This window comes from Sphingorhabdus sp. EL138, assembly GCF_900258045.1.
Taxonomy (GTDB): domain Bacteria; phylum Pseudomonadota; class Alphaproteobacteria; order Sphingomonadales; family Sphingomonadaceae; genus Parasphingorhabdus.
In genome coordinates, this window is record NZ_OGVD01000002.1 from 511,463 (window position 1) to 537,134 (window position 25,672).

At 53.8% G+C, this 25,672-nt stretch carries 19 protein-coding genes; 11 read left to right on the forward strand and 8 right to left on the reverse strand.

The window, feature by feature from the left end:
- Window positions 1-7 precede the first annotated feature (7 nt).
- From DK507_RS05910 to DK507_RS05930, 5 genes are read left to right on the forward strand one after another with little or no spacing between them, the layout of a single operon-like run.
- Window positions 8-3,760: a nitrate reductase subunit alpha gene (locus tag DK507_RS05910; RefSeq protein ID WP_109355433.1), complete on the forward strand. Its 3,753-nt coding sequence runs from the start codon at window positions 8-10 to the stop codon at window positions 3,758-3,760.
- Window positions 3,757-5,301: a nitrate reductase subunit beta gene (gene narH / locus DK507_RS05915; RefSeq protein ID WP_109355434.1), complete on the forward strand. Its 1,545-nt coding sequence runs from the start codon at window positions 3,757-3,759 to the stop codon at window positions 5,299-5,301. The genes DK507_RS05910 and narH overlap by 4 nt, the downstream gene beginning before the upstream one ends.
- Window positions 5,298-6,014: a nitrate reductase molybdenum cofactor assembly chaperone gene (gene narJ, locus DK507_RS05920; RefSeq protein WP_109355435.1), complete on the forward strand. Its 717-nt coding sequence runs from the start codon at window positions 5,298-5,300 to the stop codon at window positions 6,012-6,014. The genes narH and narJ overlap by 4 nt, the downstream gene beginning before the upstream one ends.
- Window positions 6,007-6,702, forward strand: coding sequence for a respiratory nitrate reductase subunit gamma (gene narI, locus DK507_RS05925; RefSeq protein ID WP_109355436.1), 696 nt, complete (start codon window positions 6,007-6,009; stop codon window positions 6,700-6,702). The genes narJ and narI overlap by 8 nt, the downstream gene beginning before the upstream one ends.
- Window positions 6,702-7,511 carry a peptidylprolyl isomerase gene (locus DK507_RS05930; protein ID WP_109355437.1) on the forward strand — a complete coding sequence of 270 codons (810 nt, stop codon included), beginning with the start codon at window positions 6,702-6,704 and terminating at the stop codon, window positions 7,509-7,511. Before narI ends, DK507_RS05930 begins: the two co-directional genes overlap by 1 nt.
- An 11-nt stretch (window positions 7,512-7,522) precedes the next feature.
- On the opposite strand, the gene DK507_RS05935 is transcribed toward DK507_RS05930, so the two are convergent.
- The 5 genes from DK507_RS05935 to DK507_RS05960 form a co-directional block, all read right to left on the reverse strand.
- Window positions 7,523-8,380, reverse strand: coding sequence for a DUF4437 domain-containing protein (locus DK507_RS05935; RefSeq protein ID WP_109355438.1), 858 nt, complete (start codon window positions 8,378-8,380; stop codon window positions 7,523-7,525).
- Window positions 8,373-9,629: an acyl-CoA dehydrogenase family protein gene (locus DK507_RS05940; RefSeq protein ID WP_109355439.1), complete on the reverse strand. Its 1,257-nt coding sequence runs from the start codon at window positions 9,627-9,629 to the stop codon at window positions 8,373-8,375. Before DK507_RS05940 ends, DK507_RS05935 begins: the two co-directional genes overlap by 8 nt.
- Window positions 9,630-9,920: 291 nt before the next feature.
- Complete coding sequence (locus tag DK507_RS05950; RefSeq protein ID WP_109355441.1) at window positions 9,921-10,658, reverse strand: class I SAM-dependent methyltransferase; 738 nt, start codon at window positions 10,656-10,658, stop codon at window positions 9,921-9,923.
- A 39-nt stretch (window positions 10,659-10,697) separates the two neighbouring features.
- Window positions 10,698-11,099 (reverse strand): GFA family protein, encoded by a 402-nt coding sequence (locus DK507_RS05955; RefSeq protein WP_109355442.1) that lies wholly within the window; start codon window positions 11,097-11,099, stop codon window positions 10,698-10,700.
- Between the two features lie 326 nt (window positions 11,100-11,425).
- Complete coding sequence (locus DK507_RS05960) at window positions 11,426-11,872, reverse strand: hypothetical protein (protein WP_109355443.1); 447 nt, start codon at window positions 11,870-11,872, stop codon at window positions 11,426-11,428.
- 124 nt (window positions 11,873-11,996) lie between these two features.
- On the opposite strand from DK507_RS05960, the gene DK507_RS05965 reads away from it, so the two are divergent.
- Entirely contained in the window at window positions 11,997-13,193 is a 1,197-nt protein-coding gene (locus DK507_RS05965) for a PQQ-dependent sugar dehydrogenase (protein ID WP_109355444.1), read from the forward strand.
- A gap of 95 nt (window positions 13,194-13,288) precedes the next feature.
- On the opposite strand, the gene DK507_RS05970 is transcribed toward DK507_RS05965, so the two are convergent.
- Complete coding sequence (locus DK507_RS05970; RefSeq protein WP_109355445.1) at window positions 13,289-14,443, reverse strand: hypothetical protein; 1,155 nt, start codon at window positions 14,441-14,443, stop codon at window positions 13,289-13,291.
- Window positions 14,444-14,693: 250 nt separating this feature from the next.
- Between DK507_RS05970 and DK507_RS05975 the strand changes: the two genes are divergently transcribed.
- The 5 genes from DK507_RS05975 to DK507_RS05995 all read left to right on the forward strand — a co-directional run bounded on the left by DK507_RS05975 (window position 14,694) and on the right by DK507_RS05995 (window position 22,948).
- Window positions 14,694-16,565, forward strand: coding sequence for a DUF294 nucleotidyltransferase-like domain-containing protein (locus DK507_RS05975; RefSeq protein ID WP_109355446.1), 1,872 nt, complete (start codon window positions 14,694-14,696; stop codon window positions 16,563-16,565).
- Window positions 16,562-17,254, forward strand: coding sequence for an exonuclease domain-containing protein (locus DK507_RS05980; protein WP_109355447.1), 693 nt, complete (start codon window positions 16,562-16,564; stop codon window positions 17,252-17,254). The genes DK507_RS05975 and DK507_RS05980 overlap by 4 nt, the downstream gene beginning before the upstream one ends.
- A 131-nt stretch (window positions 17,255-17,385) precedes the next feature.
- Window positions 17,386-17,712, forward strand: a complete 327-nt coding sequence (locus tag DK507_RS05985) for a DUF4212 domain-containing protein (RefSeq protein ID WP_109355448.1) — start codon at window positions 17,386-17,388, stop codon at window positions 17,710-17,712.
- Between the two features lie 11 nt (window positions 17,713-17,723).
- Window positions 17,724-19,499 carry a sodium:solute symporter family protein gene (locus DK507_RS05990; RefSeq protein WP_109355449.1) on the forward strand — a complete coding sequence of 592 codons (1,776 nt, stop codon included), beginning with the start codon at window positions 17,724-17,726 and terminating at the stop codon, window positions 19,497-19,499.
- Window positions 19,500-19,591: 92 nt separating this feature from the next.
- Window positions 19,592-22,948 (forward strand): PAS domain-containing hybrid sensor histidine kinase/response regulator, encoded by a 3,357-nt coding sequence (locus DK507_RS05995; RefSeq protein ID WP_109355450.1) that lies wholly within the window; start codon window positions 19,592-19,594, stop codon window positions 22,946-22,948.
- A 2-nt stretch (window positions 22,949-22,950) separates the two neighbouring features.
- On the opposite strand, the gene DK507_RS06000 is transcribed toward DK507_RS05995, so the two are convergent.
- Together DK507_RS06000 and acs are read right to left on the reverse strand one after the other, a co-directional pair.
- Window positions 22,951-23,589, reverse strand: coding sequence for a response regulator (locus tag DK507_RS06000; RefSeq protein ID WP_109355451.1), 639 nt, complete (start codon window positions 23,587-23,589; stop codon window positions 22,951-22,953).
- Window positions 23,590-23,592: 3 nt separating this feature from the next.
- Entirely contained in the window at window positions 23,593-25,644 is a 2,052-nt protein-coding gene (gene acs, locus DK507_RS06005; RefSeq protein ID WP_254054269.1) for an acetate--CoA ligase, read from the reverse strand.
- Between the last annotated feature and the right edge of the window lie 28 nt (window positions 25,645-25,672).

Consider the following 25,672-nt stretch of genomic DNA (forward strand, 5'->3'; position numbering starts at 1 on the left):
ATCCGAAATGAGCCATCTTCTCGACCGATTAAATTTTTTCAGCAAAACCAAAGCGCCCTATGCCAATGGCCATGGTGTCACGACCAGTGAGGACCGGCGCTGGGAGGATGGCTATCGCAAGCGGTGGCAGCATGACAAGATTGTCCGCTCCACCCACGGCGTCAATTGCACTGGCTCCTGTTCATGGAAAGTCTATGTGAAGGGCGGGATTGTTACCTGGGAGACGCAGCAGACGGATTATCCCCGGACGCGGCCAGATATCCCCAATCACGAACCGCGCGGTTGTTCACGCGGTGCGAGTTATAGCTGGTATATCTACTCCGCCAACCGGGTGAAATATCCGTTGATCCGCTCGCGGCTGATGCGGCTATGGCGCGAAGCACGCAAAACAATGGAACCGGTGGCGGCTTGGGCATCGATTGTCGACGATAAGGCAAAACGCGACAGCTACACCAAAATTCGCGGCCATGGCGGCTTCATCCGTGCCAAATGGGATGAGGTTACGGAAATCATAGCGGCGGCCAATGCTTATACGGCGAAGAAGTACGGCCCGGACCGGGTGATCGGATTCTCGCCTATTCCGGCAATGTCGATGGTCTCGTATGCCGCAGGTTCGCGCTATATGTCACTGCTCGGTGGCACATGCATGTCCTTTTACGACTGGTATTGCGATTTGCCGCCCGCCTCTCCGATGACCTGGGGCGAGCAGACCGATGTTCCGGAAAGCGCCGACTGGTATAATAGCGGATTTCTGATGCTCTGGGGCTCGAACGTTCCGCAGACGCGCACGCCAGATGCGCATTTCTATACCGAGGCCCGCTATAAGGGCGCGAAATCGGTTGTTGTTTCCCCCGACTATTCGGAAGCCGCCAAATTTTCCGACATGTGGCTACACCCGAAACAAGGAACTGATGCCGCCCTGGCAATGGCCATGGGTCATGTCATCCTACGCGAATATCATCTCGACCGGCAGGCAGAATATTTTGAAGAATATGCCCGCAAATATTCCGACATGCCGATGCTGGTCCGGTTGGTCGAAAAGGATGGTCACTTCATTCCCGAGAGGTTGCTGCGTGCATCGGAGTTCAAGGATGCGCTGGGCGAGACAGAAAATGCTGAGTGGAAAACCGTTGCCCATGACGAACTGAGTGGAAAAATTGTCGTTCCAAACGGCACTGTCGGTTCGCGCTGGAGCGAAAAAGGTAAATGGAATCTTGAGGAGAAGGAAAGCGGGGGCAAGGAAACCAAGCTCAAGCTGACCAATATTCTTGAGGATGATCATGACACGGTTGTCGATGTAGCCTTCCCCTATTTCGGCAATCGTGATCATGATTATTTTAAAGGGACGGATCATCCCGACAAGCTGATCCGGCGCATTCCGGCAAAGCGTGTGGAATTGGCTGAAGGCGATACATTGGTAGCGTCTGTCTATGACCTCTTCATGGCCAATTACGGGCTCGATCGCGGTCTGGGCGGCGAGAATATTGCCAAAACCTTCGCCGAGAACGAACCATATACTCCGGTCTGGGCCGAAGAAATTACCGGCGTTCCGGCGGACAATATCATCACCGTTGCCCGCGAATTTGCAACCAATGCAGAAAAGACCCGCGGCAAGTCGATGGTCATTCTCGGTGCCGGTCTCAACCACTGGTATCATATGGATATGAACTATCGGGGGATTATCAATCTCTTGGTTATGTGCGGCTGCATCGGGCAATCTGGCGGCGGCTGGTCGCATTATGTGGGACAAGAAAAATTGCGTCCACAGACCGGTTGGCAACCACTGGCCTTCGCGCTTGATTGGGCGCGGCCACCACGGCACCAAAATTCGACCAGCTTCTTTTATGCGCATAGCGATCAGTGGCGTTATGAGACGCTAGGTGTAGATGAAATCCTGTCGCCTACAGCGCCGGAAGGCGAGATGAGCGGTTCGCTAATCGACTTTAATATCCGCGCCGAACGCATGGGGTGGCTGCCGTCGGCACCACAGCTCAAAACCAATCCTCTGGAAGTCGCCAAAGCGGCTCGGGCCGTGGGTAAAGAGCCCAAGGATTATGTCGTCGATGGCCTAAAATCGGGCGAACTGGAATTGAGCTGCCAAGATCCTGACGATCCAGCCAACTGGCCGCGCAACCTGTTTGTCTGGCGCTCCAACCTGCTTGGTTCTTCCGGCAAGGGTCATGAATATATGCTCAAGCATCTGCTTGGTACTGAACATGGTGTGCAGGGCAAAGACCTTGGCGAAATGGGGCATGAGAAACCCGAGGATGTCAAATGGCATGACGATGCGCCCAAGGGAAAACTCGATCTGGTCGTGACATTGGATTTCCGCATGTCCACGACTTGCGTTTATTCGGATATCGTGCTGCCGACCGCGACCTGGTATGAGAAAAACGATCTCAACACCTCGGATATGCACCCATTCATTCACCCGCTCTCAGCGGCGGTAGACCCGGTCTGGGAGTCCAAGTCTGACTGGGAAATTTACAAAGCGATTGCCAAGAAATTCTCTGAAATTGCGCCCGAAGTTCTGGGTGAGGAAGAAGACGTCGTGATGACGCCCATCCTGCACGACACGCCGGGCGAAATCGCCCAGCCGATGGATGTGAAGGACTGGACGAAGGGTGAGGTTGACCCCATTCCTGGCAAGACCATGCCGCAGGTGACAGTGGTCGAACGCGATTATCCCAATCTCTACAAACGTTTTACCGCGCTTGGCCCGTTGATGGACAAGGTGGGCAATGGCGGCAAAGGCATTGCCTGGCAGACGGCGCATGAGGTTCAACATCTGAGAGACCTCAATGGCGTTGTTACCGAAGAAGGTCCGACCAAGGGCATGGCCAAGATCGAGTCCGACATTGACGCGACCGAGGTCATATTGATGCTTGCACCGGAAACCAATGGCGAGGTTGCGGTCAAGGCATGGGAAGCACTGGAAGAATTTACCGGGCGCGATCACAAGCATCTGGCGCTCCCGAAAGAGGACGAGAAAATCCGCTATCGTGATGTCGTGGCGCAGCCGCGCAAGATCATCTCTTCGCCGACATGGTCTGGCATAGAAAGCGAGAAGGTTTGCTATAATGCTGGCTATACCAATGTTCATGAGTTGATCCCGTGGCGGACATTGACCGGGCGGCAGCAACTCTATCAGGATCATTTGTGGATGCGCGCCTTTGGCGAAGGCTTTTGCGTCTATCGTCCGCCGATTGATACCAAAGCGGTGCAGCCGATGCTCGAACGGGCGGAGGGGCAAAAACATGTCGTGCTCAACTTTATCACGCCGCACCAGAAATGGGGTATCCACTCGACCTATACCGACAATCTGTTGATGCTGACGCTATCGCGCGGGGGACCTATTGTCTGGATGTCGGAAGTGGATGCCGAAAAAGCCGGGTTAGTCGACAATGACTGGGTTGAAGCTTTTAACAGTAACGGTGCCCTATGTGCCCGTGTCGTTGTGTCACAGCGGATGAAAGAGGGAACCCTCTTCATGTATCACGCGCAGGAAAAAATCGTGAATGTGCCGGGATCCCAGATTACAGGCCAGCGCGGCGGTATACATAACAGCGTGACCCGTGCCGTGCTGAAACCGACGCATATGATCGGTGGCTATGCACAGCAAAGTTACGGCTTCAACTACTACGGCACGGTCGGTTCGAACCGCGATGAATTCGTAATCGTGCGCAAGATGACCGATGTTGATTGGCTGGATGGAGAAAAAGACCGGCTACCCCCTGATACAATGGAGGCGGCGGAATGAAGGTACGTGCACAAATAGGCAAGGTCCTGAACCTTGATAAATGTATCGGCTGTCACACTTGCTCGGTCACCTGCAAGAATGTTTGGACCAGCCGCGAAGGCATGGAATATGTCTGGTTCAATAATGTCGAGACCAAGCCCGGTATCGGCTATCCCAAGGACTGGGAAAACCAAAAACAGTGGAATGGCGGCTGGGAACGACAGCGCAACGGTCGGATACGCCCCAAAATGGGTGGTAAATGGCGGCTGCTGGCGAAGATTTTCGCCAATCCGGATATGCCGGAAATTGACGATTATTATGAGCCATTTACCTTCGATTACGAGCATCTGCAAAATGCGCCGGAGATGAAGGCGATGCCCACGGCGCGTCCGCGGTCGCTGGTGTCGGGAGAGCGGATGGAAAAAATCAACTGGGGACCAAATTGGGAAGAAATTCTTGGTGGGGAATTTTCCAAACGCTCTGAGGACTATAATTTCAAAGGCGTCGAGAAAGAGATTTACGGCGAATTTGAAAATACCTTTATGATGTATCTGCCGCGTCTGTGCGAGCATTGCCTCAACCCGACCTGCGTGGCGGCTTGCCCATCCGGTTCTATCTACAAGCGCGAGGAAGATGGCATTGTCCTCATAGATCAAGAGAAATGCCGCGGCTGGCGGATGTGTGTGTCGGGCTGTCCATACAAGAAAATCTATTATAACTGGAACAGCGGCAAGTCAGAAAAATGCACTTTCTGCTATCCCCGTATCGAGGTGGGCCAGCCGACGGTCTGTTCGGAAACCTGTGTTGGTCGCATCCGTTATCTCGGTGTGATGCTCTATGATGCAGATCGCATTGAAGAAGCGGCATCGGCCGAAGACGAGCAAGATCTCTATCAGGCGCAGCTTGATATTTTTCTCGATCCCAATGATCCCGAAGTGATTGAACAGGCGCGTAAGGACGGTGTCCCGGAGGCATGGCTGGAATCCGCGCGCAAGTCGCCGGTCTATAAGATGGCGATGGAATGGAAGGTCGCTTTCCCGCTACACCCGGAATACCGTACTCTTCCAATGGTCTGGTATGTGCCGCCGCTCTCACCGATCAACTCGGCGGCGGAAGCGGGCAAGATCGCGGTTAGTGATGATATGCCTGATGTCCGATCACTGCGTATCCCCTTGCGCTATCTCGCCAATCTCCTGACCGCTGGAGAGGAAGAACCGGTTGCACTATGTCTGGAACGGATGCTGGCGATGCGCAGCTATATGCGCGCCAAGACGATTGACGGCGTGATCGCAAGTGATGTTGCCGAGCGGGTTGGCATGACACCGGCACAGATCGATGAAATGTATCATGTCATGGCAATCGCCAATTACGAGGATCGTTTCGTCATTCCGACCAGCCACCGGGAAGATGTCGAAGATGCCTTTGATGAGCGCGGGGCCTGCGGCTTCTCGTTCGGGAATGGCTGTTCCGGTGGTTCCACGGAGACAAATCTGTTCGGTACGCCCAAGCGCAAGAAAATCCAGACGCCGTCCGATGTTTTTGCCGGAGGAGACACAAGATGACCAAGACTTTCAAAATCCTCGCCGCACTGCTGACCTATCCTACGGCTGAAATTCAGGAAGCGGTGCCCGATTTCCTGCCGCTGCTGAAGGAGGAGGCCCTTGTTCCTGCGGCCTTTATCAAGCGTTTGAAACCATTGATTACCGAATATCAAGAACGTGATCTGCTCGACTTGCAGGAACGCTATGTGCTGCTGTTTGATCGCACGCGCTCGCTGTCGCTCCACCTGTTCGAGCATGTCCATGGTGAGAGCCGGGATCGCGGGCAGGCAATGGTCGATCTCAAAGCCATGTACGAAGAAAACGGGTTGATCATCGATTCCACCGAGCTTCCTGACTTTCTGCCACTATTCCTCGAATTTCTCTCGATCCTGCCTTGCGGAGAGGCGCTGCAAACACTGGGCGAGCCGGCTCATGTGATTGCTGCGATCGGGGAGAGGCTGGCCAAGCGGGATAGCAGCTATGCTGCCGTCTTGGGGGCGCTTGGCCAGTTAGCGGGACCGGCGGACGCCGAAGTCATGGAGGCTTTGCGCAAGGAGCCGGATGATGATCCGGAGGATCTGGACGCGCTCGACGAGGCATGGGAAGCAGAACAGGTAACATTCGGTCCGGGTTCTCCCGAAGAAGGCTGCCCCAAGGTCGCCAATATGCTCGATAATCTAAGGGCGGAAATGCCCGGCGATGCAAAGCAAGACGGAGGCGCGAACAATGGCTGAATTTTTGAACCATCTCGTTTTCGGCATCTATCCCTATATCGCGCTGGCGGTACTCGCGATTGGATCGATCATCCGCTATGATCGCGAACCCTATAGCTGGCGTTCCGGATCGAGCCAGCTCTTGCGACGCAAGCAATTGATGATTGGATCACTATCATTTCATCTTGGCGTGTTGGTGATTTTCTTTGGTCACTTGGGCGGCCTGCTTACACCAATTGCACTATTCGATGCACTGGGTATCAGCCATGGTGCCAAGCAAGTAATGGCAATTGTTGTCGGCGGCGTTGCGGGCGTGTTGGCTTTTTTCGGTGCGAGCCTGCTTCTTCACCGCCGACTATTCGACGCCCGTATCAGGCGATCTTCCAGCTTCTCCGATATCATGATCCTGTTCCTGCTTTGGCTGCAACTGGTGCTCGGCATTGGAACGATCTTCGTTTCGCTCGATCATCTGGATGGCCATGAAATGGTCAAGTTCATGAATTGGGCGCAAGGGATATTTACCTTCCAGGCAGATGCTTCATCCTATGTTCTGGATGCCCATCCGATATTCAAGGCTCACTTGTTCTTGGGACTGACCATATTCCTTATCTTCCCCTTCACCCGGCTGGTGCACATGCTATCCGCCCCAGTGCGTTACATCTGGCGTTCCGGTTATCAAATTGTCCGTAGCAAAAAGGCGGCTCTGTAATGGAAACAGCACAAGCCCCCATATTCTCCGTTAATGGAATGGAAATTACGCCCGAGGCAATCGCAGTGGAAGCGCAAAACCATCCATCGGACAATCCTGACGAGGCCTGGTCAGAGGCTGCGCGCGCGCTGGCAATCAAAACCTTGCTGCTGGCAGAAGCTGACCGGCTGTCCATCGAAGCCTCCCTCATTGATGATGCGCAGGGCCGTACATTGGCTCCAGACGATGCTCGGATCGAAGCCCTGTTGGAACAGGAAGTGACGACGCCCGATGCCGATGAAGAAACCTGCCGGCGCTACTATGACCAGCATATCGATCAGTTCAGTAGCCCCGACCTGGTCGAAGCGTCGCATATTTTATTTGCAGCGCCAGAGGATGATAAAAAACGTTATGCCAAAGCGGAATTGAGCGCCATTGATACCATTTTAGAGCTAAGGGATCACCCTGAGCGTTTTGCGGCATTGGCGGAAACCCTCTCAGCCTGTCCCTCGGCAAAACAGGCTGGCAATCTGGGGCAGATTGGTCCTGGCCAGACGGTGGAAGAGTTTGAAACTTTCCTGTTCAACCTTGAACCAAACCAAATATGTCCGGTTCCCGTAAAGACCCGCTTTGGTGTTCACGTCATCAAAGCTGGAAGGAAAATTTCCGGAGAAACACTGCCATTCGAAGCCGTGCAAAGTAAGATCGCTGATTATCTTGAAGAATCCAGTTGGCGGCGCGCGGTGGCGCAATATCTTAAAATATTAATCGGCAATGCTGATATTTCCGGCTTGGACATAAAGGGCAGCAAAGGTCTGTTGGTACAATAGTCAGGATCGGCTCAGTAGACGGGTGGAGGACTCCAGCCGGCCTTGCTGAGCTGATTCAAATTATCCGGAAGTATCGGATCATAGGGCGCATCATAGTTAAACGCGGCTTGCTCTTCGGTCCAGATATTCACATGTTTGCCGCCGACAAACCGGATCAAAGAAACACTACCCCATCGTGATCCAAATGGTCCATGTGCGATATCGGGCGGTCGCCAAAAATAGGCACCAGGATGCATGGTCCCTTGCGGTCCGGTCAATGCTCCGGAGATGATATAGGCTTCTTCTACAACGGGGTGGATTTCCTGAGGACCCCATCCCCCTTGCGGTGAAGCTTGCGGTAGGATCAGGGATAGAAACGTGCGCTCTCCCGTTTCGGGATCGGTGCGCAAGTCTTTTCGCGAAATTCCCAGATGTTTCAGATTTGGGTCATTCAGGGTCATGTCCCAATCCATCTCTGCGACATCAAGATGCCGGATCGCCTTATCCGCTTTTTCGGCCTGTCCATCTCCTGGCTGAGCGATCAATGTCGGTTCCCTATTGTAAAATGCGAGCAATACACATCCATGCGGCGATCGCATTTCATGGCGGGTCCAGCCGGCCGGCAGATAAGCGTAACTGTCCGCCGGATAGAAATGCTCATCCATTTCCAGCGTGCCTTCAAGAACATAAAACTCTTCGTCCGCCGCAATATATTCAGGCCCTTGGCGCGACCAGCCAGCGGGATAGCGCATCAGCGCCGAACAGGCGCCATCCTTGGGATCGCGGCTCAACAACTTATATTCCGCGTCGGCGCGCGCCAGCCCGCTACCAATGCGCTGCCATGGCAAGACCTGCGACTGGATAAATTCGATATGGCCGCGATCAAGCATGTTGTCGCCACTCCCGCATACGTTCCTGATGCTCCCGAAACTCCAGCCGCGCAATTGTTCTCAAATGTACTTCATCAGGCCCGTCAGCGATGCGCAGAGAGCGCATTCCGGCATAAACATGGGCCAATCCAAAGTCATCTGACAGCCCCCCGGCACCGTGCGCCTGGATTGCCATGTCGATGACTTTTAAAGCGGTTCGGGGAGCCGCCACCTTGATCATCGCGATTTCCCGTTTGGCCTCCTTGTTGCCGACTTTGTCCATCATGTCGGCCGCTTTCAGACAAAGCAGACGCGACATTTCTATATCCATTCGCGCTTCGCCAATATGCTGCTCCCAGATCGACTGATCAGCGAGACGCTTGCCAAAGGCGACACGGGACAATAGCCGGTCAGCCATCGCTTCGATTGCCCGTTCGGCGGCACCGATGGATCTCATGCAGTGATGGATACGACCTGGTCCTAGACGACCCTGCGCTATCTCAAATCCACGACCTTCACCCAATATCATATTGGAGGCCGGCACACGAACGTTGCGCATCACAATTTCTGCATGGCCATGCGGCGCGTCATCATATCCGAGAACTGGCAGCATCCTTATGATTTCCAGTCCGGGTGCATCCATCGGAACCAGAATCTGTGACTGCTGGAGATGGCTGGAAGCCTCGGGATTAGTTTTTCCCATCACAATTGCCAGCTTGCAGCGAGGGTCTCCAGCGCCGGAAGACCACCATTTCCTGCCGTTGATGATATAACTGTCACCATCCCTCACAATGGAGGTTTGGATATTGGAGGCATCAGAAGATGCAACATCGGGTTCGGTCATAAGAAAGGCTGAACGAATCTCACCATCGAGAAGCGGGCGAAGCCACTTTTCTTTCTGTTCCGGCGTCCCGTATCGATACAATACTTCCATATTGCCGGTGTCCGGTGCGGAACAGTTAAATGCCTCTGATGCAAACATCACACGTCCCATTTCCTCCGCGCACAATGCATAATCCAGATTGCTCAACCCAGCGCCACGATAATTGTCCTCATCATGTTCGGACGGCGGCAAGAACAGGTTCCAGAGACCATCGGAATAAGCTCTGGCTTTCAATTCTTCCAGAAAGCCCGGAATTTCCCACCGTTTGGGATTGTTATGATCGATATGATCGCGATATTCGGGTTCTTTTGGAAGGGCGTAGTCTGTGATAAATTCCCTTACGCGGTCACGCCAACGTAGCTGCTGTTCAGAATGGTTGAAATCCATCTCGCTTCTGCTCCCATTTTTCCGAGCAGAAAATCGCCAGCTGCGTGATCAATCGGCAGGCTATATTGCTGCGGTGAAAAACAGCATAGTCCATTTGCCGAATATATATTTGATCCTGATCAAAAGGTTCAAATTCGAAGCCGAACGATTGATGTATGGCCTTCCTATAAATGAAGTGACTTAGACCTTTGAACAAATCACAAAGCAAACCTAATGTCCGCTATCGGGACAAAGCGGAAATAAGGACCGTTGCCGGAAGTTGAGGTCGTCATTGCGGCAAGGATCGGCTCGTTACGAACAATCCGCCACAACGAGACAATAGCCGATATCCAGATATTCTTCCTGCAACAAATGACCATATTTTGCTTCCCAGACGCCGGAGGCCAGATCATCCTCCAGCCGTTTCATGGGCTCTGTCACGTCATCCAGTTTCGCGAAGGTCGATATGGCGGATCGAACAGCTTTATCGAGATAGGCCTGCGGTCGCCGCCAATAGGCACCCAGAAAACCATCCGTGCAGTCATGGGGGACCGCGACAGTCTCTACAGTCATCTTGCCCAGAATCTTTTCAAAGGCACCAAGCTTCGGCATGATCGGCTGATCGAGAGCAATGATCTCCGGTATATAGTCCGCCAGCCAGAAGTAGTCGGATTCTGGATCGAAGGTCAGTATCGCCACCGGGCCTCTGGAAACACGGCGCATCTCGTGCAACCCGGCATCAAAATCCGTCCAGTGGTGCACCGTCAGGACAGCCATTGCTGCGTCAAACTGTTGGTCCTCAAAAGGGAGATCTTCGGCAACACCTTGATACGCCTTTGCCGCCTCCGGTGGGCGTTGGTGGATCATTTCGGCGGAAGGTTCCAGCGCAGTGACCACCCGGTCGGTCGGTTCATAAGACCCCGTCCCGGCCCCGACATTCAAAACCGATTGCGCTTTGCCCAGCGCATCATGGATGGTCTTGGCAATTCGGGGGTCCGGCTGACGACGCCGGGCATAGCCTTTGCCGATTTGATCATAGAGCGCTGTCATTGAAGCAGTTTAGGCAGGGTTTTGATATAAGTTAACATGCTAGCCCTGAAATTCCCTTTTATGTTGTTTGCCTTTGTCGCAAATTGTGTCCCAAGCGGCTTTCGAATCCACCCAAATATGATGGGAAACTTGCAAATTCTTTGCATCTTCCGACAGCAAGCCCACGGGAATAAACATATTCATTTCGTCATTGCTTCCGGGCAACGCTGACCCGCAATTCCGGCAGAACCAGCTTTCCCAGTCGGCATCCGGTTTTTTCCAGCTTGCAACCTTTTCCTGTCCGGAAGACCATCTGAACCGGTCTTTCGGAACAATGGAAACCGCAACACCGTTATTTCCCGACCATCTGCGGCAAATTGAGCAGTGGCAGACATAAATGTCCTTGAGGTCCATCGCGATTTCAAAAGATACCGCACCGCAATTGCAATGTCCTTTCAACATGACTGACACTCTCCTTCTACGAACGGTAAATTATCTATACATATGCAGCTCAAATAGGACGTATATAAATGCTATTGTTTTTCTACAAATGCTATTGTTTTTCCACAGCGCGATCTGGCGGTATTTCGTACAGTGTTTCCAAATTACGATTTTGAACAAATCGTGCCGGAGAGTCGATTTCGTACAATGCAGATGATGTAAGTTGCGCTAAATAGATTCGTGGAACGGCAAATGCGACCCACTGTTCCAACGCCCCGCTCGGCTCCTCAAGTCGGCGGGGCTTTTCTTTTACGTGTGCTATGGTGCCGTCGTGGCAATTGCAATCATCATCCGTAAGAGCGTTTTGCCTTGCCGCGCAAAATGATTTTTCCGAAAACCCAGCCGCCAAATGCCCCGGCGACAACTTGCGAGATAAAGCCGAGCGTGGAGCGGGCGCCGCTAATGGGTACCGTCTGAAACATGATATACATGAGTCCTAGCGCCGTTCCCATAGCTGCGGCTCCGGCTATTGGATAGGCGATGTTTGACAGTTTCGGCAAAAAGCGTTTCAAAATCGCGGCGATCAGGAAGGCGATCAGAAAAGCGGCGAGAATGATCACCAGATATAATCCCATGTTCGAGATATCGAACATCGTCATGTTGAAACGGTCACCAAAGCTGATCGGGACGCCATGGGCATTCATGACAAACTGCGAGTTCAGGATGGATGCCAGCAGATAGGCCGCGATGCCGCCGCCGAGCAGTCCGAGCAAAAACCTGATTGTTGCCGCCATTTCCAGTCCTCCTGTTTCGGATAAAGTCTAGCCGCTTTTATAACCCGATCAAGTCCAATGAAGACAGTGGACAAACGTGATATGATATTTGATAGATTGCGATTATCTCTTGGGGGACTTTTCTATGCGCAATGCTCTTTACCTTCTGGCCATGGGTCTGGTGGTCGCATCCTGTTCCAATCAGGGGGCTTCGACATCGGGAGAGAAGAGCAGCCAGCTGGCAGGGCGGGTGGATGCCGCGCCGGTCAATTACCGGTTTGAAACCGTTGCCGATGGTCTGGATCATCCATGGTCGCTGGCATTCCTGCCAGACGGCGACATGCTGGTGACCCAGCGGACCGGCAAGCTACTGCACATTGGCAAAGACGGAAAGCAGCAGACAATCTATGATTTCAATCTTGGCGAGAAACTCCCTAAGGTTCATTTTGGCGATGGCATGCAGGCCGGTCTGTTTGACGTTGTCCTGCATCCGCAATTTGAAACCAGCCGGTTTGTCTATATTTCCTATGCGGCAAAACAGGGTGATGATGAAAACACCTTGCTGTTGATGCGGTTCGAACTGGCCGATGATGGCGCTGTGCCAAAGCTTGCCAACGGCAAACAGCTGTTCGCCGCCGCGCCTGCCCGGATACAGGGCAATCATTATGGTGCCCGCATCGCTTTTCAACCGGATGGCACGTTGTTGATGCCGGTCGGGGACGCCTTTCATTTCCGCGAAGAGGCACAAAATCTCGATAATCATTTCGGCAAAATCGTCCGCCTTAATGACGATGGGTCGGTGCCGGAAGATAATCCCTTTGTCGGCAAGCCGGGCGCAAGGGCAGAAATATGGTCCTATGGTCACCGCAATCCGCAAGGCATTATTGTCGATGCGGATGGCCGTGTCCTTGAAAATGAGCACGGTCCTGCTGGCGGCGACGAGATTAACGAGATTAAACGCGGCGCCAATTATGGCTGGCCCACGGTCACCTATGCGCTTGACTATTCCGGCGGCCGGGTATCGCCGTTTGAAGCGCTGGACGGAACGGAGCAGCCGCTGGTGCATTTCACGCCCTCCATCGCGCCTTCCGGTTTTGCACAATATGCAGGCGAGGCTTTTCCCGATTGGCAGGGCGACCTGTTCCTCTCTGCATTGGCGCTCAAACATGTCCGTCATGTTGAGATGAATGCGGATGGATCGCTCGGGAAGCAGCAGGAGCTGTTCGGAGAGCTAAATGCACGCTTCCGCGATGTCCGCACCGGCCCGGACGGTCATCTTTATTTGCTCACCGAAGATCAAAGCGGGCCCAACAGCAAAATTTTGCGGATTGTGCCGAAATAGATCGCTGTTGGTGTCACCGCGGTGGGTTGCCTTCAACCAAACATGGTTGTTTTACAGCCAAGTCATAGAAGGTGCGCCAGACTCTCGTGTCCTTATTATTGTCGCATCCAGGCGGCGCCGTTTGACAAGCGCCATTTCAGCTGCCCCGGTAAACTGATCGCGTTAGGGCGTTTTTTGTCAATAAAGATCGTTCCGCTTCGGTTCCACGCGGCCTGACCAAAGGTTTGTCCCGGTTTTCGGCCGGGCATCTTTGCTGCAAATTCGAATCCGTCTTTGGCCCAGATCTGCCAAGTGGCGCCATTTACTCCGGCAAGTTTCCAGCCATTTAATATTTCCATGCCTTCTTCATAACCATAGTAACGCATGCGTTCATTGCTGCTACCGATATAGGCGGAGACAGTGCGATCAGCACGCAAGCGGAACGTTATGGAACCACCATATTCACGGTTAACCCAAGTTCCCAGGATTGGTGCCCAAGCTTTACAGTCACCCGCGTTCATCGGATCAATTTGACCATCAATTCGCTCGCAAGGATCAAGTTCAGCAGGCGGGGCGGTCGGTTCACCGCCAATATCATCTAGTTCGACGACCTCACCGCCGCTGTCCGTGTCGCCTGTGTTTTTCTTGTCTTCACATTTCTTTCGAGGAGCGCTCTTTGCCCTTTTATATTCTGACTTCGCCGACAGATAATCATCATAAGCACCGCCAACATTAATTTTGCTTTTGGTGCCAGCTAGTGTCGCGGCATCCGACCGAGACTTATATTGGCGCACGAGTGATCTAAAGCGACTAAGTAGCTGGTCAGCTTCATCGTTCTTACATTTCTCCCGCAGATCAAAGATATATTTCGACAACAAAGTTGGCTCATATCTGAAACTTGAAAAATAAGAATATCGTGTCACCAGATCATGCGCGGCGGAGATGTCCGCAAAACGCTTTGCCGCATAAACCCGTCTTTCTTCGGTTTGATAAGACCGATTAGGAGAGTAAAACTCGGACTGTTTTTGCAATATATCAAGATAGTCGTATAGCTCTTTCCTTAGCGTCAAATATTCAGCTAAACTGATATTCTCGATCACCGCAGCAACGCGTTGGCCGAATGCTTTCTTAACGCGTGTAACAGCCGGCCCGTCTGTGGTTTTCTTTTTTGTGGGCGCTTTTTTTGTCTGCGCATGGACGGCTGCACCATGGGAAGCTGGAACCGTTGCCAAGAGTGTCCCAATCATAACAAGTGAAAAACATCTGAACATAACTTGTCTCCCATTTTCGAAGCTAAGACGACCGATTCCACCGGTCAATCGTGGCAATGATCATTGAAAAAGCATTTTTTCTAAGAGACTGCTGTGTGACAAATCACACTTCTTCGAACAACTCTCAGCAAACGGATAGGTTGACAGCAATGGTAAATTTTCTTCGGTCCGCTTTCGGGATCAAGTACTCATACCTTTGGCCAATAGTTTATTGCGCTCATGTCGTACAAAATGCGTTGAGGAGGTTTCCGTGGAAGTTGACGAAGTCGTTTTATTTCTGGGCCGGCATGCACCGTTTGATGCGCTTTCTGCGGACGTTATCAGCGCACTCGCGCGGAGGGTTGAGGTCCGCTATTTCCCGCGAGAGGCAATGATTATTGATGCCGGCAAGGAAAATCACGTGCTCGGCATCGTCCGGTCCGGAGCGGTGGAATTGCGGTTGGGTGGGACGGAGCTGAACCATCGGCTGGGAGAGGGCGGTGTTTTTGGCTATCCCTCGCTGCTCCATCACGAACGTACGCGCAATCAGGTGATCGCGCATGAAGACAGTCTTATCTATCAGCTTCCCAAGCCGGACTTTCTGAAACTACTTGATGACCATGAAGCGCTTCGGGGGTTTTTCGCCAAGGACGAGGCCGAGCGGTTGCGTCTGGCGGTTGAAGGTTTGCGGCGATCTGAAACGGGACATGGTGAAGCGGCGATGATCGCGGTCAAGCTGGGCAGCCTTATGCGCCGGAATGAGGTGGTTACAGCCCGTCCGGATGACAGCATCAGTGATGCCGCGAAGCTGATGGCGCGCGCTGATGTTTCCACCCTGCCGCTGACCGATCAGGGCAGGTTGGTGGGGATCATCACCGACAAGGATTTGCGCCGCCGGGTGCTGGGACAGGATGTGCAGCTTGACGAACCCGTGTCCCGCGTGATGACGCCGGACCCGATCACGATGTCGCTGGAGGACGATCTGTTGTCCGCCATGCTGATCATGTCGCAGCATAATATCCATCATCTGCCAATCGTGAACGATAGCGACGAGATTGTCGGCGTTGTCAGCTCCAGCGATTTGCTCAACCGGTTCGGCATGAACGCGCTGCAGGTGGTGGCGGAGATCAAGGCCGCTGGCGATGCCGCGGCGGTGGCGAGAGCAGCACGGCGTGTGGATGCGGTATTGGCCCATCTGATTGAATCGGGCGTCGATGCCGATCATGTCGCGCGTTTCGTCTCAAATATCGGCGAGGCAACTCATCGCCAATTGCTGAAACTGGGCGAGGAGCAGTTGGGGCCGCCGCCGGTTCCCTATGCACTGGTTGTATTCGGTTCGCTGGCGAGACAGGAGCAGGCGGGAGGATCGGATCAGGATAACGGTTTCATTCTGGATGACGGCTATGATGAACAAGCGCATGGCGCTTATTTTGAGAGGCTCGCGACCTTCCTGTGTGATGGTCTGAACAGCGCTGGCTATATCTATTGCCCAGGTGATATCATGGCGACCAATGACAAGTGGCGGCAGCCCTTAGCGGTCTGGAAAGAGCGTTACCGTGGCTGGATTGACAATCCTGATCCGGAAAATGTGCTTAACACCACCATCTTCTTCGACATGCGATGTGTGGCGGGTGAGGAAATACTAGTGGACAGCTTGCGCGAGCAGATTTTTGCGTGGAGTAGCGCCAACAGGATATTCCTGTCGTTCATTGCAAGGGCCGCAGCGCATACCAAGGTTCCACTTGGTTTTTTCCGCAATTTCCTGTTGCAGCATGACGAGAAAGAGGGTGATGTCCTTGATTTGAAGCATCAGGCGATTGCGCCGGTGGTCGATATTGCCCGAGTCTATGCGCTGGCATTGGGACTGAGCGAAGTGAATAGCGAAGAGCGCCTGAAGAAAGCAGCGGAACAACGGGAACTCAGCGAAGAAGCGGTTTCGGATATTGTCGACTCTTTCGAGTTTATCCGCAGCGTCCGGTTTCGCCATCAATCGGAGCAGATCAGACAAGGCGCAGCGCCAACCAACAATCTCTCCCCCGCGCTGTTATCCCGGTTTGAACGAGAGCATCTAAAGGACGCGTTTCGCGTGATCCGCGACCATATGGATATTGTCAGCCGCAAATATGCCGGCAATATCCAGTGAAACTGGGCTGGCAAAACTGGTTCCAGGAAAAACGCTTCACCGCGCAATGGGAACACACGAAGCAAGCGGCGCAGGGAACCCCGATGGCGGATTATTACGACGCCCCTGTGGCGACCGATCAGTCGCTAAACGACGCACCGCTGATCGCGCTCGATTTTGAAAGTGACGGTCTGGAGGAGGATGCCCAGCTACTTGAAGCTGGATGGGTTGCCGTTGAGGGTGACGCTGTGAAATTGAGCAGCGCCCGGCGTTTGCGTATCCGTGCGGAAAGCAGGCTTCAGGGCTCGGCGGTGGTAATTCATCGGATTACCGACGATGCCGCAGCCGAAGGACAGTCAGAGCAGGATGTGTTGCTGGCGCTGCTGGGTGATCTGAAAGGAGCGGCGATCATCGCTCATGCGGCTATCATCGAACAATCTTTTCTGAACGCCGCTTGCCTGCGCTGTTTTGGTGTGCCTTTCGTCGGGCGGTTTATCTGCACCATGCAACTGGAAGACAGATGGTTTCCCAAAGAACGGACAGCAGACGGCCTGAGATTGGGTAAGTTACGGGCGCAATATGGTTTGCCCTATTACCGGGCGCATGATGGCCTGACCGACGCGATGGCCTGCGCTGAACTGTTTCTGGCCCAGTGCGCGCGGCGACGGACCGAAAATATGTTGTTGGCAGATGTACTTATGCGCGGCTGAACACCTCGGGTCCGGATATTAGACCCCCATATTAGACCAAAGTCTCTCTATCAAAATTCTCCATCTCCACTAACCTTCTCGATAATGGCCGGAAACCGGTCATGACGTGAAACAATAAAGGGGAGGATGCCATGACTGACAATGATCCATCGGTCCCGGAGCCGAATGACGCCGATAATGTCAACGGACCGGAACCAGACACCGAAACAAACTCCAATGAAAAGGCCTATTGGTCAGAGAATATCAGGTTGCTCTGGACATTAATGGCGATCTGGTTCGTCGTATCCTTTGGCGCGGGAATATTGTTCCGCGATTTCCTCGATCAGTTTTCGCTGGGTGGCTATCCGCTCGGTTTCTGGTTCGCTCAACAGGGCTCCATCTACGTCTTCGTTCTGCTCATCTTCTACTACACGTGGAAGATGAAAAAGATCGAACGCAAATATGATCTTGATGACTGAGGGGGGCTGACATGGATACGCAAACACTCATCTATATTTTCGTCGGTCTTTCTTTCTCGCTATATATCGGCATCGCGATATGGTCACGAGCAGGATCGACCAAGGAATTTTATGTTGCGGGTGGCGGGGTCAATCCGGTCGTCAACGGCATGGCAACCGCAGCCGACTGGATGTCGGCGGCAAGCTTTATCTCGATGGCGGGTATCATCGCCTTTTCCGGCTATGATGGCTCGGTCTATCTGATGGGCTGGACCGGTGGCTATGTGCTGCTAGCGCTGTTGCTCGCACCCTATTTGCGCAAATTTGGGCAGTTTACGGTGCCGGACTTTATCGGCACGCGCTACTATTCCAAAGCCGCACGCGTGGTGGCGGTGATCTGTCTGATTTTCATCAGCTTCACCTATATTGCCGGGCAGATGCGCGGGGTCGGCATCGTCTTTTCCCGGTTCCTTGATGTGCCCATCACCATGGGCGTGATCATCGGTATGGCGATTGTCTTCTTTTATGCTGTGCTGGGCGGGATGAAGGGCATTACCTATACGCAGGTCGCGCAATATTGCGTGCTGATCTTCGCATATATGGTGCCGGCTTTCTTCATCAGCTTCCTGGTCACCGGCAATCCGATCCCGCAACTGGGACTGGGCTCTACGGTGAATGACGGGTCGGGGCTTTACGTGCTGCAGAAACTGGATCTGGTGCTGCAGGACATGGGCTTCGGCGCCTATACGGACGGGTCGAAATCGATGATCGACGTGTTCTGTATTACGGCGGCGCTGATGGTCGGCACGGCAGGATTACCGCATGTTATCGTGCGCTTCTTTACCGTTCCAAAGGCTTCGGATGCCCGTAAGTCGGCTGGCTGGGCACTGATCTTCATCGCCTTGCTCTACACCACCGCTCCTGCGGTTGGCGCTTTTGCCCGGATCAACTTTATCGAAACGGTTGACCAGACGGAATATGCCAAGGCACCCGCCTGGTTCAAAAACTGGGAAAGCAACGACCTGATTGCCTGGACCGATAAAAATAGCGACGGCAAGATGGAATATCGCTCTGGCAATGCCTTTGCCGGAAGCCCCGAGTTCACCGGTGAAACCGGTGCAAGTGGTGAGCGGTTGATTGCTAATACGGTCAATCCAGACAGCGAAAATGAAGTCTATGTTGATCGCGACATCATGGTGCTCGCCAATCCGGAAATTGCCAATCTGCCCGGCTGGGTGATTGCTCTGGTCGCGGCTGGCGGTCTGGCGGCGGCGCTGTCAACGGCGGCGGGCTTGCTGCTGGTGATCTCGTCATCGATCAGTCATGATCTGCTGAAGAGTACCTTCCGCCCGCAAATCACCGAAAAAGGCGAGTTGCTGGCAGCAAGGATAGCGGCGACGGCGGCGATTGTCGTGGCCGGCTATCTCGGCATCTATCCTCCGGGATGGGTGGCGCAGGTGGTCGCCTTTGCCTTCGGTCTGGCGGCAGCGTCTTTGTTCCCGGCCATATTCATGGGCATCTTCTCAAAGTCGATGAACAAGGAAGGGGCGATTGCGGGCATGGTCAGCGGACTGGTGTTCACCTTCAGCTACATCGCCTATTTCAAGCTGGTCGCACCGGACGCCAATGTCGCAACCAACTGGCTGTTCGGCATCTCTCCGGAAGGCATTGGCGTTGTCGGTATGATCCTCAATTTCGTCATTGCCATAGCTGTGTCGAAGATGACGGATTCACCGCCTATTGAAGTGCGCAAGCTGATCGACTCGATCCGCGTTCCGCGCGGGGCCGGAGATGCGGCAGCGCATTGATACTCTCTGGTGATATTCTCCCCTCCCGAGAGGAAAGGGGCGGCGCTTGGCGTCGCCCTTTTTATTTGCTTTAAGCGGCGCAGGAGAGAATTATGATCTTGTGGATCGCGCTGGCCGTTTCGGTGCTGTATTCCGTAGGCCTTTTCTGGCTGGCGTTAAAGGGCGATGGCGGACGTATCTCTCTTGGGCCGCGCGCAAAATCCTGGATCTATGGATTGTCGCTGGCGGTCTATTGCACCAGCTGGACATTTTATGGCGCGGTCGGCACGGCCTTGTCCAGTGGGTGGCATTTTTTGCCCATCTATCTCGGTCCGATACTGTTGTTCACGCTGGGCTACGGCATTGTCGCCCGGACATTGCAGCTCGGCAAATCGCATCACAGCACATCGATCGCCGACTTTCTCTCCACGCGCTACGGGAAAAGCGGGGCCGTGGCCGCGTTGGTCACGATTATCGCAACCGTGGGCCTTTTGCCCTATGTCGCTTTGCAGTTAAAATCTGTTGGCCAGACCCTGTTCGCGCTGTCGCCGGATATCGGTGCAGCGGTGAATCCGGATGATGTCGTACTCGGCGTCGCCGCTATCATGGCCCTATTCTCCATATTGTTTGGCGCGCGGCAGATTGATCTCACGCAGCATAATCGCGGGATGGTGTTGACCATCGCCGCCGAAGCTATTGTAAAGATGCTGGCCTTGCTAGCCGTCGCTCTTTTCGCGCTTCTTCTGTTCGCCGGAAACAACGCCATGCAGATCGATGTGACAAGCGGCTTCAATGATATTTTTCACGCGGATCAGTTCGATAACCGTTTTATCGTACTGACGCTGATTTCAGCCTGTGCAGCCCTGTGTTTGCCGCGCCAGTTTCACATGATCATCGTCGAAGCCCAGAAAGACAAGCCGGATCGATTGATGCGGTTTGTTTTCCCCGCCTATCTTGTTCTGATCGCTCTGGTTGTTTTCCCCATCACCCTGGCGGGAACGTCGCAGCTATCCGCCGGTCAGATACGACCAGATATGTTGATGCTGGCTTTACCGCTTAGCATGGGGGCTGACTGGCTTGCCATATTGGTCTTTATAGGTGGTTTTTCTGCCGCTACCGGGATGGTAATCGTCACGACCGTGGCGCTATCGGGTATGATTACCAATGACTTGATCGTGCCGCTTTTCTATCGCCGCAAAACCAATCATGCGGCGCTTGGCCAGTCATTATTGTGGATCCGCCGGCTGACTATCATTGGACTACTATTCTTTGCCTATCTCTATTACCGCACGATTAGCAGCGCCTCGACATTGGCCGGATTGGGCACCGTTTCTTTCGCCGCCGTTTCGCAGTTTGCACCCGGATTGATTGGCGGACTGTTCTGGAAGCAGGGCAACCGGATCGGGATGATCGCCGGACTCATATTGGGCTTTTCGGCATGGCTCGCGTTGCTGATTGTGCCGACCTATCTGGATGCCAATCCGATTGTCCAGATTGCCGAGGACAGGCTGGTATCGGCGGTCATTATCAGTCTGGCTCTTAACATTGCCGCTTACGTAATATTCTCGCTCAACAGCCAGACGAATATCATCGACAAGGCGCAGTCGGCCGCTTTCGTAACGATGGAATATCGTTCAGCAGATGGCAGCCGACCGCTAGAGAAAATGCGCGTTGCGGATTATCGATTGCTACTGCGTCAGTTTGTTGGTGATGAACGCAGCCGTGCGGCCATGCAGGATTTGGGGCATCAGATAGGTCGGACTTACTCTGATTTGGACCCAGCCGATAACAGCCTGATTGAAATGGTCGAACGACAGCTTTCCGGTGTGCTCGGCGCTTCTTCTGCCCGAGCCATTATCGGTTCGACCATGGAGGGCGATCCGATACCGCTGGAACAGGTGGTTGCGATGTTTGATGAAACCTCTCAGCGCTTGCAGTTTAGCGGCGAGTTGCTGCAGACAGCGATTGAGAATATTGATCAGGGTGTCGCGGTCGTGGACAATGACATGCAGCTGGTTGCTTGGAACAGCCGCTATGTTGACATGTTTTCACTGCCAAACGATCTGGTTACCATTGGGCGGCCGATATCTGATCTGATCGGTTATAATTTACGCCGCAATGGCATGGAGCAAGATCAGGTTTCTCTGGCGGTGGCCAAACGGCTCGACCATATGCGCGCAGGCCGAAAACATGCCCAAGAGCGCGAGCAGGCGGATGGCCGGATATTGCGAATATCGGGCAATCCCACGCCAACCGGCGGTTATGTCACGAGCTATTCCGATATCACGGCAGACAGGCGATCAGAACAGGCGCTGGAGGCCAAGGTTGAGGAACGCACCAAACAGCTGACCGATGCCAATAGCGCGCTGGAAAAAGCAACCCGGTCTAAAACCCGCTTTCTGGCGGCGGCCAGCCATGATCTTGTACAGCCCCTGAACGCAGCCAGGCTGTTTACCTCCGCGCTCGACGAGGAAATCGGCACGCAGCAGCCTAGGGCCAAAAAACTGGCGCATGATATTGATCGGTCGATCGAGATGGCGGACCGTTTGCTTCGCGCTTTGCTCGACATCTCCCGGCTGGATGGTGGCGGCCTGCAACCGAAAATATCCAGATTTTCCCTTGGCCCGCTATTTGATGACCTGCGGTCGGAATTCAATCGGGTGGCAAAGGAAAAAGGGCTGAAACTGCATGTAGCTGACACGGATCTTTGGGTTGAAACGGATCGCAATCTGCTGCTCAGCATTCTCCAGAATCTTGTCTCCAACGCTGTGCGCTACACCGAAAATGGTTCCGTTTCTCTTGAGGCAAAAGGTGAGGCCGATGCCGTCGATATCCGTGTCAAAGATACGGGGGTGGGGATCGAGAAAGCACAATATGAAAAGATTTTCGAAGAGTTTCAGCAAGTGGGATCGCATATCAAGCGGGAAGGGGCCGGTCTGGGGCTGTCCATCTCTCAACGTATTGCCGCTTTGCTTGATACCGCCATCGCGGTTGAATCCAAACTTGGCGAAGGCAGCAGATTTTCTCTGCGCTTCCATCAGGTCGAACCGCAATCCAGTGCCAGCAAACCAGTCAAAAGCGGAAAGTCGAATACTTCAGAACTTGCTGGCAGGACCGTGCTATATATCGATAATGATCAGGATGCGCTGGACGCGCTATCCGCATTACTGGAACGTTGGGGCTGTGACATCAAAACCGCTTTGGGGCCGGATGAGGCGTTTGAAGCTTTCGATCAGCCGCCTGACCTCGTGATTTTCGACTATCAGCTGGATGGCGGCTGGACCGGCGACCGATTGTTCGAAAAGCTGATCGACAAATGGCAACAGCGCCCGCCGGGCATTTTGGTAACGGCGGAAGATACTGATCGCACCAGTCAGGCAGCAGACACGTTGAATGTGGAGCGCCTGATCAAGCCCGCTCCGCCAGCGGCGCTCCGCGCGCTGGTCAGCCAGTTGTTAAGAAAAGCCTGAGGTCAGACCGATTTTACTTCGGGCAGTTCCACATCAAGCTGTTTGGCGACGAGCACAGCCTGGGTCCGGTTGACCACGTCTAGCTTTCGGAAAATTGCGGTGATATGGGCCTTCACCGTCGCCTCGCTAATTTCCATCTGATAGGCGATTTGCTTGTTCAGCATGCCTTCACTGACCAGATTCAAAATCCGCCTTTGTGCCGGGGTCAGGCTGGCCAGCTTCTCGAACAGAATGGCGTCGTCGTCATTGTCGATAACGTCCGCATCAAACCAGACATCGCCATCCCTGATTTGGGCGAGGGCTTCGCGCATGACATCCAGATCAACAGATTTGGGGATGAAACCCGATGCCCCCAGGCTTTGGCAGGCACGGACGACACGGCTTTCTTCGCTGGCCGACACCACGACGACAGGAAGCGCAGGAAAATCGTGCCGGAAATCCAGCAGGGCGGTCAGTCCGTCGCTATCTTCCATATGCAGGTCGAGCAAAAGCAGGTCCGCCGGTTCTGCATTTACTGCATCACGGGCCGAGGCCACGGTTTCCGCTTCCACCAGTTCAGCTTGCGGCCATAATTTCAGCACCGCCTGACAGAGCGCGCCCCTGAAGAGGGGGTGATCATCGGCGATAATGATGCGGGCCATGGCCTATCTGTTCATCCTTCCTTCGATGAGCGTGTCGACGACCGAAGGATCTGCAAGTGTCGAGGTATCGCCGAGGCTTGCATATTCATTCTCTGCTATCTTGCGTAATATGCGGCGCATGATTTTGCCAGAGCGTGTCTTGGGAAGACCCGGAGTGAAGTGGAGATGATCGGGGGTCGCAATGGGGCCGATCTCGGTACGCACATGGTTCCTGAGTTCGGCGGTGAATGCATCATCTGCTTCCTCACCTGCATTCAACGTGACATAGCAGTAAATGCCCTGGCCCTTGATATCATGCGGATAGCCGACCACGGCCGCCTCGGCGACTTTAGGGTGTGAAACCAGCGCGCTTTCGACTTCGGCTGTGCCCATACGGTGGCCGGAAACATTGATCACATCATCGACCCGGCCGGTAATCCAGTAATAGTCATCACTGTCGCGGCGGCACCCGTCACCGGTGAAATATTTACCCTTATAGGTGGCGAAATAGGTTTGAATGAAGCGTTCGTGATCACCATAGACGCTGCGCGCCTGACCCGGCCAGCTGGCGGTAATGCACAAGTTTCCATCTGTGGCGCCATCCAGTACAGCGCCTTCATTGTCGACCAGCTGCGGCTTGATGCCGAAGAAGGGCTTGCCGGCACTACCGGGCTTCATCCCATGGGCGCCGGGCAGGGTGGTTATCATGACACCGCCAGTTTCGGTTTGCCACCAGGTATCGATAATGGGTGATTTGGCTTCACCCACGACGTCATAATACCAGCGCCAGGCTTCCGGGTTAATCGGTTCGCCCACTGTGCCCAGCAAGCGAATGGAAGAACGGTCATGAGCTTTAACCGGCCCATCGCCTTCCCGCATCAGCGCTCGGATAGCCGTCGGTGCGGTATAGAAGATATTGACCTTATGCTTGGCGACCACTTGCCAGAAGCGGCCGTGGTCGGGATAGTTGGGCACGCCTTCAAACATAACCTCGGTCGCGCCGTTGATCAGAGGCCCGTAAACGATATAGCTATGTCCCGTGACCCAGCCGATATCCGCAGAACACCAGAATACCTCGCCCGGTTTATAGTCGAAGACATAGTGGAAGGTAGTGGCCACCCATACGGCATAGCCGCCGGTAGTATGGAGCACGCCTTTGGGTTTTCCGGTCGAGCCGGACGTATAAAGAATGAACAGAGGATCTTCCGCATTCATCGGTTCGCACGGGCAGTCTGATGGCACATCGGCAGCCACTTCATGATACCAGTGGTCGCGGCCCTCGGTCATCGCGATATCGCTGCCGGTATGATTTATGACCAGCACCGCATCAACATCCGCGCCGTCCTTCTCCAGTGCAGCATCAACATTACTTTTTAGAGGCACTGGCTTGCCGCCGCGTAGCCCGGCATCAGCGCATACGACAAACTTGCTCTGACAATCTTCAATTCGTCCGGCCAGCGCATCGGGAGAGAAGCCGCCAAATACCACCGAATGGATTGCACCAATGCGCGCGCAGGCCAGCATGGCTACCGCGCCTTCGACGATCATCGGCATGTAGATGGTTACCCGGTCGCCTTTCTTCACGCCTAGTTTTTTGAGCGCGCCTGCCATGCGAATGACTTCAGCCAGCAGTTCGGCATAGCTCAGCGTCCGGTCAGCCCCGGCAGGATCATCCGGTTCAAAGATCAAGGCTGTTACATCTCCCCGGCCGGCTGCTACATGCCGGTCCACCGCATTGTGGCAGATGTTGAGAACCCCGTCTTCAAACCACTTGATATCTACAGGATCATAAGACCAGTTTGCTATCGTCGCGGGGGACTGCATCCAGTCCAGGCGTTTGGACTGCTTGGACCAAAAAGTGTCTGGATCAGAGAGACTCTGGGCGTACAGGTGATCATATTCTGCGGCTGTACAATGGGTCTCGGCATCCTGCCGCGGAGAAGCAATGATTTCAGGCTCATCCTTTGTTGCTTCCAAACTGTCTGACATCATCATCCTCCCGCTTATATGGTTTTCCACGCGATTATATTCGAAATAGCTATCCGTATTGAATGCGACATTGGTCGTATAGACCATTGGCTAATTTTCTTCTCCCTGATCGCCT

What these genes read in the sequence shown, in the direction of transcription:
- DK507_RS05910 (WP_109355433.1), top strand. Translation starts at nt 8, where the DNA reads ATGAGCCATCTTCTCGACCGATTAAATTTTTTCAGCAAAACCAAAGCG.
- narH (WP_109355434.1), top strand. Translation starts at nt 3,757, where the DNA reads ATGAAGGTACGTGCACAAATAGGCAAGGTCCTGAACCTTGATAAATGT.
- narJ (WP_109355435.1), top strand. Translation starts at nt 5,298, where the DNA reads ATGACCAAGACTTTCAAAATCCTCGCCGCACTGCTGACCTATCCTACG.
- narI (WP_109355436.1), top strand. Translation starts at nt 6,007, where the DNA reads ATGGCTGAATTTTTGAACCATCTCGTTTTCGGCATCTATCCCTATATC.
- DK507_RS05930 (WP_109355437.1), top strand. Translation starts at nt 6,702, where the DNA reads ATGGAAACAGCACAAGCCCCCATATTCTCCGTTAATGGAATGGAAATT.
- DK507_RS05935 (WP_109355438.1), bottom strand. Translation starts at nt 8,380, where the DNA reads ATGCTTGATCGCGGCCATATCGAATTTATCCAGTCGCAGGTCTTGCCA.
- DK507_RS05940 (WP_109355439.1), bottom strand. Translation starts at nt 9,629, where the DNA reads ATGGATTTCAACCATTCTGAACAGCAGCTACGTTGGCGTGACCGCGTA.
- DK507_RS05950 (WP_109355441.1), bottom strand. Translation starts at nt 10,658, where the DNA reads ATGACAGCGCTCTATGATCAAATCGGCAAAGGCTATGCCCGGCGTCGT.
- DK507_RS05955 (WP_109355442.1), bottom strand. Translation starts at nt 11,099, where the DNA reads ATGTTGAAAGGACATTGCAATTGCGGTGCGGTATCTTTTGAAATCGCG.
- DK507_RS05960 (WP_109355443.1), bottom strand. Translation starts at nt 11,872, where the DNA reads ATGGCGGCAACAATCAGGTTTTTGCTCGGACTGCTCGGCGGCGGCATC.
- DK507_RS05965 (WP_109355444.1), top strand. Translation starts at nt 11,997, where the DNA reads ATGCGCAATGCTCTTTACCTTCTGGCCATGGGTCTGGTGGTCGCATCC.
- DK507_RS05970 (WP_109355445.1), bottom strand. Translation starts at nt 14,443, where the DNA reads ATGTTCAGATGTTTTTCACTTGTTATGATTGGGACACTCTTGGCAACG.
- DK507_RS05985 (WP_109355448.1), top strand. Translation starts at nt 17,386, where the DNA reads ATGACTGACAATGATCCATCGGTCCCGGAGCCGAATGACGCCGATAAT.
- DK507_RS05990 (WP_109355449.1), top strand. Translation starts at nt 17,724, where the DNA reads ATGGATACGCAAACACTCATCTATATTTTCGTCGGTCTTTCTTTCTCG.
- DK507_RS05995 (WP_109355450.1), top strand. Translation starts at nt 19,592, where the DNA reads ATGATCTTGTGGATCGCGCTGGCCGTTTCGGTGCTGTATTCCGTAGGC.
- DK507_RS06000 (WP_109355451.1), bottom strand. Translation starts at nt 23,589, where the DNA reads ATGGCCCGCATCATTATCGCCGATGATCACCCCCTCTTCAGGGGCGCG.
- acs (WP_254054269.1), bottom strand. Translation starts at nt 25,644, where the DNA reads ATGGTCTATACGACCAATGTCGCATTCAATACGGATAGCTATTTCGAA.